Here is a 6,168-nt window from a genome sequence, read left to right as displayed (position 1 = left end):
AAGAAGTTATTCCGTTTTCACAATGTGAAGAAATGCTGACTGCAATTGCGCCACATTTAGGTGTTGCAGCTCCATAATGAAACAGTGTCAATAATATGTCTAATACCGCATTAGAGCGTGTTTACCAACAGCTTGAAGAACAAGAGAAATATGCTGCAAAAGCCTACGCGATGATCAAGCAAGATGCTGAGCGTTATCATACCCAAATGCAACAATTGAGTGATTATCGCAAACAATATTTGCAGAAATTCACCGACCGTGGTGCAGAAGGTATCTCTGGTGATAGTTATGCGCATTATCATAACTTCATGAAAAAACTAGAGTTAGCTGAGTTCGAACAAAAACAAGCACTCGATAATATTCAACAAACAGTCAAGCACAAGCATGCTAGTTGGATGGAGATCCGTAAGAAGCGTGATGCACTCGGTTTATTATTAGATAAGCGTAAAGTCGCCGCAAAACTTGTCGAACATCGACGTGAGCAAAAAGATCTTGATGAATTTTCTAATTTCCAATTCTTCAAGCGTAAGAATAATCTATAAATAAGGTGTAGAATAAGCTGGCGTGAATTTTGCAGTCATTTTCCTATAGACCTTTACTTTATAATACTTAGGCTTGAACTATGACTTTCTCTCTACATAAATCACCAGCAATGACGGATACGCCTGCGGCCAATAAACAACCGCAGTCCCTCAATACAGAAAGTGATGCCAGTGTTGATATGAGTGCGGGCGCTGAGCCTAATGCACCCGAAGGTAGCTTTTCAAAATTATTCTCACTGTTTAATCATGAGAATAAAACAGACTTAACTGTCGGGTCTAAAAACACGCTTGCAGCCAGTAATAGCAAGGATGGTTTAGGCGATGATATGGCGCTGCTTAATACGGTTGATGACGCCATTATCGAGACTGAAGTCGATGATACTATTACCGATAATACTCTTAGCGATGATACTATTGCCGATGATATGGTTACACAAGCTGGATCTCAGCCCGAAAGCAGTGATGATTTTTTAGCTCGTCTTGGTCAATCATCGATGTTATTACAAGAAAAACCGGCCATTGACCTTAGTACCCAGGCTCAACATGACACTAACGGTAATAAATTGCCTGTGCAAGTGGGTGAGGCGAATATTGCCTTAGCGGCAGATACCGTTGCAGACCCGCAGGCCTATCAAGGACAAGTTAGCGAGTTCACTGACAGTGAGTTAATTATCGCAGAAAACGACAATGGCACAGAAAAATCAGCCGCAAATCTGGTTCTTGCGATGGATCAAACCGCAGAGGTGCAAGCGAATAACCCATTGATAGTGCCTGATGCGACTTTGCTTGCTCCGATCGCGTCAGCTATGACGGGGGGGACTGAAGGAGAACTTGGTTTATCGAAAGCTGATACGGCAAATAGCGAAAGTTTGACGGCGAAAACTGGATTGTTGGATAGCGGTAAATTAGATGCCGTGAATGTATCAAGTTTCTCAGCGACGCTTGCTGAAGTTGCTGGTGGTAAAAACATCCCCTTTGGCCAAGCAAATATTGCGGCTGACAATAATACCAATTCAGAATCAGATCTATTGCCAACGACACCTGCTGAACCTATAGAACAATTAGATTTTGCACAAATTATGGAATCTGCACGTAAACCTGAACCATTAGAACAAGCAACGCGTACAATGCCAAAAGCGCCTGTGTTAACTGATGCAGAACAGCAAGTATTAGAGAAGCGCGTTAATCTAAATAATAATTTAGCCAGCTCAGAATTAAATGAAAAAATTGCCATCATGGCTGGTAAAGAGTTACAAAGTGCAACAATCCGTTTAGACCCAGCAGAGTTAGGCAGTATGAATATCAAATTGGTTGTGCAAAATGACCAGTTAAATGTGACAATCCAAACGCAGAGCCATCAAAGCCGAGATTTACTCGAGCAACAACTGCCAAAATTACGTGAAATGCTACAACAGCAGGGCATGACATTGGGTGACACACAGGTCCAAGCTGATAGTGGCCAGCAGCAACAATCTGCATTTCAGCAATCAAGACAAGAAAACGGACAAAAAAATAGCAATAACGAAGCTAATTATGCGATAGATCCACAGACTGAAGTCCCTGTCACGACTCAGTATTGGCAAGACTCCGCTAAAGGGGTAGACTTTTACGCCTAAGCTGTTTAATCAGTGACAGTAATTAGCATTCATATAGCGTAATAGTACATTCGATTTAAGGACGATAATGGCCGACGACAAAGATTTAAAAATAGACGAAAAAGGTAAGGGTAATAAGAAAATCATTATCATTGCGGTAATTTTAATATTAGCGCTTGCTGGTGGCGGTACTGCTTTTTTCTTGTTAGGTGGAGATGATAGTCCTGCGGCTAAAAGTGCCGAGGTAGCCACGAAGAGTGTCGATAGAAAAGCCAATGTTACGGCCTATTACGTTGCAATGCCGCGTCCGTTTGTGTTTAATATTGTCGGCTTAAAACGCGAACGTTTAGTGCAGATCAAGGTGCAACTAATGGTGCGCGGCAGTGACAATAAGGACTTAGCTAAAGCCAATGTACCCTTGATTGAGAGTACATTATTACAAGCCTTTAGCGCGACGACTGAGCAGCAACTTGCGACGTATGAAGGTAAAGAATTATTACGTACGGACTCATTAATGAGTGTGAATGACATTTTGACAAAATATACCGGAAAAGTGGCGATTGAAAAAATCCTGTTTTCTGGTTTTGTAATGCAGTAGGTTATGTGTGAGTGATTTATTAAGCCAAGACGAGATTGATGCGCTATTACATGGTGTCGATGATGTTGAAGAGGATGAATTTGAAACCGTCGAAGACAGTGGCAGTATTGTTGATTTTGACTTTTCATCTCAAGACCGTATTGTGCGTGGTCGTATGCCAACGTTGGAGTTGGTTAATGAACGTTTTGCTCGTCATATGCGGATCAGCTTATTTAATATGATGCGTCGTACTGCCGAAGTATCAATTAATGGCGTGCAGATGCTTAAATTTGGTGAATATGTTCATACGTTATTCGTGCCGACTAGTTTGAATATGGTGCGCTTTCGTCCATTAAAAGGTACCGCGCTAGTAACCATGGAAGCGCGTTTAGTGTTTATTTTGGTTGAAAACTTTTTTGGTGGTGATGGACGTTATCATGCCAAAATTGAAGGCCGTGAATTTACGCCGACAGAGCGCCGCATTATTCAAATGTTGTTAAAGATAGTGTTTGAAGATTATCACGAAGCCTGGGCGCCAGTCATGGACTCTGAGTTCGAATATCTCGATTCGGAAGTTAACCCTGCGATGGCAAATATTGTTAGCCCCACTGAAGTTGTGGTGGTGAGCTCGTTTCATATCGAGCTTGATGGCGGTGGTGGTGATTTCCATATTACGATGCCGTATTCGATGCTAGAGCCGATCCGTGAATTACTCGATGCCGGTGTACAAAGTGATAAAGAAGATACCGATGAACGTTGGAGCTCGGCATTAAAAGAAGAGATTTTAGATGTCCCGGTAGAGCTCAGTACCAAGTTATTGGAAACTGAACTCACGTTAGGACAAATAATGGAGTTGAAAGCAGGGGATATCATCCCAATTGATATGCCAGAAGAACTGACCGTATTTATTGAAGATTTACCAAGTTACAAGGCTAAACTTGGTCGAAATAAAGATAATGTTGCAGTTAAGATTAGCAAAAAACTGAAAGTGAGTAATTTAACTAAATCTGATATCGACCACGTAACATTACGTGGTGGACTATTGACGTTAGACGATGAAAATGATGAAAAATAAGGTATTGAAATGAGTACAGATCAAGATCAGATGGCAAATGACTGGGCGGCCGCAATGGCAGAGCAAAGTTCTGTTGAAGCTACTGAATTAGAAGATTTTAACAATGATGGCAATGGCTTCTCGGCTGAACATCAACAAAAACTAGACAGTATTCTTGATATCCCAGTTGTGATCTCAATGGAAGTCGGTCGTAGTAAAATTAGTATTCGTAATTTATTACAGTTAAACCAAGGTTCTGTTGTTGAACTTGACCGTATTGCGGGTGAACCACTCGACGTTATGGTTAATGGTACACTTATTGCCCATGGCGAAGTAGTTGTTGTTAATGATAAATTTGGTATTCGTTTAACTGACGTGATAAGCCAAACCGAACGTATTAAAAAGCTGAAGTAGTATGGACGATCTCGATATGCTGCAATGGCTATTATCATTGCTGGTGGTCATTGTCGTTATCGTGATACTAGCTTGGATTGCCAAAAAGTCTCGGGTATTTGGTAGTAATCATCAACAATTACAAGTTATTGCCACGTTACCGTTAGGACCGAAAGAACGGATCATGGTGGTACAAGTGGGTTCGGATCAAGTGCTCGTTGGTGTGACCGGACAGCAAATAAGCTTGCTGAAAGAACTGCAGCAACCGCTTGAAAATAACCAGCAAGAGCTCAATCCGTTTGCTACTAAATTAGCCCAGATGATGAAACAGCATAATGAAAAATAAGTTTACGATCTTACTGGCATTAATATTGGTAGTATTTACCTCTGCTGCCTGGGCCGATAACTCGGTGATGTCGGCGGTAAAAGTCATCACTAATAACGATGGCTCGCAAGAATATTCAGTGTCATTACAAATTTTAGCCATGATGACAGCGCTGAGCTTTATCCCCGCCGCCTTGATCATGATGACCTCATTTACCCGTATCATCATTGTACTGTCTATTTTACGTCAAGCGCTGGGTTTACAGCAGAGTCCGTCTAATCAAGTATTAGTCGGCATCACGTTATTCTTGTCTTTTTTCATCATGACACCGGTATTTGAGCGCATTAATGATAATGCCCTGCAGCCTTATTTGAGTGAAGAGCTGACCTCGATGCAAGCCTTTGAACAGGCTAAGTTGCCGATGCAACAATTTATGTTAGCGCAAACCCGGGTAACCGACATTGATACTTTCATGCGCATTGCTAAAGTGAAAGCTAATTCTCCGGAAGAAGTACCTTTTAGAGTATTGATCCCAGCCTTTGTGACCAGTGAACTGAAAACTGCTTTTCAAATTGGTTTTATGGTTTTTATTCCTTTTTTGATTATTGACTTGGTCGTGGCGAGTATCTTGATGGCGATGGGTATGATGATGCTATCACCTATGATTGTATCTTTACCCTTTAAGTTGATGTTATTTGTACTGGTTGATGGCTGGAGTTTGATTATGGGGACGTTGGCGAGCAGTTTCGGCTTATGACGACGCTCTGTATATATCCATCTTCATACCAATGCGTATGCAAGTTCATCAGCCCGTTTATAAATAAGCTCGGCGAACGGTTCATAAATCAGTTCATCAATAGTTGGGAGCAGTGTCATGGGACCTGAAGTCTTTGTAGATATATTTCGACAGGCCCTGTGGACGGTATTGCTGTTGGTATGTGCGGTAGTGGTACCTGGGCTGTTGGTTGGTTTAGTGGTGTCTGTATTTCAGGCTGCAACGTCTATTAATGAACAAACGCTGAGTTTCTTACCGCGTTTAATTGCTACCTTATTAGCACTTATTTATGGCGCGCATTGGGGCTTTGGTCGATTAATGGAATTTTTCATTAATATGATGCTGCAAGTCCCGCAAGTTGTAGGGTAATAAGTGGAAATTCTATCGGCTGATATTATGACGTTTATGGCCAGCTATATTTGGCCGTTTGCCCGACTATCGGGCATGGTGATGGTTATGATCGTCAGTGGTGCTAAAACTACGCCAGTCATGATCCGGTTATTTTATTGCCTCGCTCTGACCGCTATGGTCGCCCCTGTACTTCCGCCGATGCCGAATGTTGAACTGTTTTCTCTCGGTAGTTTCATGATAATCCTGCAACAAAGTTTGATTGGTATCGCGGTTGGTTTTGTGACTGTGATGTTGATTCAAACCTTTGTTGTAGCTGGGCAGATTATTGCGATGCAAACCAGCTTAGGTTTTGCTTCTATGGCAGACCCTTCATCTGGGCAGACTTCTCCGGTAATCGGTCAAATCTATATTTTATTAGGCACGCTGGTTTATTTATCTGTTAATGGTCATTTGTTTATGATCGAAACAGTGGTTAAATCGTTTGATACCTTACCGGTCTCTGCGTCAGGTTTAGTGGCAATACAATATTATGAAATAGCAGGCTGGATGTCAGTGA

9 protein-coding genes are annotated in these 6,168 nt (G+C 41.7%); all 9 read left to right on the top strand.

The window, feature by feature from the left end:
* The first annotated feature begins 95 nt into the window (after nucleotides 1-95).
* Nucleotides 96-542: a flagellar export protein FliJ gene (gene fliJ / locus QNK26_RS12615; protein ID WP_319223427.1), complete on the top strand. Its 447-nt coding sequence runs from the start codon at nucleotides 96-98 to the stop codon at nucleotides 540-542.
* An 80-nt stretch (nucleotides 543-622) separates the two neighbouring features.
* Nucleotides 623-2,158, top strand: a complete 1,536-nt coding sequence (locus QNK26_RS12610; protein ID WP_319223424.1) for a flagellar hook-length control protein FliK — start codon at nucleotides 623-625, stop codon at nucleotides 2,156-2,158.
* A 67-nt stretch (nucleotides 2,159-2,225) separates the two neighbouring features.
* Nucleotides 2,226-2,735 (top strand): flagellar basal body-associated protein FliL, encoded by a 510-nt coding sequence (gene fliL, locus QNK26_RS12605; RefSeq protein WP_319223421.1) that lies wholly within the window; start codon nucleotides 2,226-2,228, stop codon nucleotides 2,733-2,735.
* Between the two features lie 7 nt (nucleotides 2,736-2,742).
* Nucleotides 2,743-3,789, top strand: coding sequence for a flagellar motor switch protein FliM (gene fliM / locus QNK26_RS12600; RefSeq protein ID WP_319223420.1), 1,047 nt, complete (start codon nucleotides 2,743-2,745; stop codon nucleotides 3,787-3,789).
* Between the two features lie 9 nt (nucleotides 3,790-3,798).
* Nucleotides 3,799-4,182, top strand: coding sequence for a flagellar motor switch protein FliN (fliN, locus tag QNK26_RS12595; protein ID WP_319223418.1), 384 nt, complete (start codon nucleotides 3,799-3,801; stop codon nucleotides 4,180-4,182).
* A gap of 1 nt (nucleotide 4,183) precedes the next feature.
* Nucleotides 4,184-4,507, top strand: a complete 324-nt coding sequence (fliO, locus tag QNK26_RS12590) for a flagellar biosynthetic protein FliO (RefSeq protein WP_319223417.1) — start codon at nucleotides 4,184-4,186, stop codon at nucleotides 4,505-4,507.
* Nucleotides 4,497-5,243, top strand: a complete 747-nt coding sequence (gene fliP / locus QNK26_RS12585; protein ID WP_319223415.1) for a flagellar type III secretion system pore protein FliP — start codon at nucleotides 4,497-4,499, stop codon at nucleotides 5,241-5,243. The genes fliO and fliP overlap by 11 nt, the downstream gene beginning before the upstream one ends.
* Before the next feature lie 117 nt (nucleotides 5,244-5,360).
* Complete coding sequence (gene fliQ / locus QNK26_RS12580) at nucleotides 5,361-5,630, top strand: flagellar biosynthesis protein FliQ (protein WP_319223412.1); 270 nt, start codon at nucleotides 5,361-5,363, stop codon at nucleotides 5,628-5,630.
* 3 nt (nucleotides 5,631-5,633) lie between these two features.
* The coding region (locus QNK26_RS12575; protein WP_319223410.1) for a flagellar biosynthetic protein FliR at nucleotides 5,634-6,168 on the top strand (535 nt) is incomplete at its 3' end.

Source organism: Moritella sp. (genome assembly GCF_033791185.1).
Taxonomy (GTDB): Bacteria; Pseudomonadota; Gammaproteobacteria; order Enterobacterales; family Moritellaceae; genus Moritella.
Note: the sequence above shows the minus strand (reverse complement) of the source record. Positions and strands in the feature narration are given on the sequence as shown.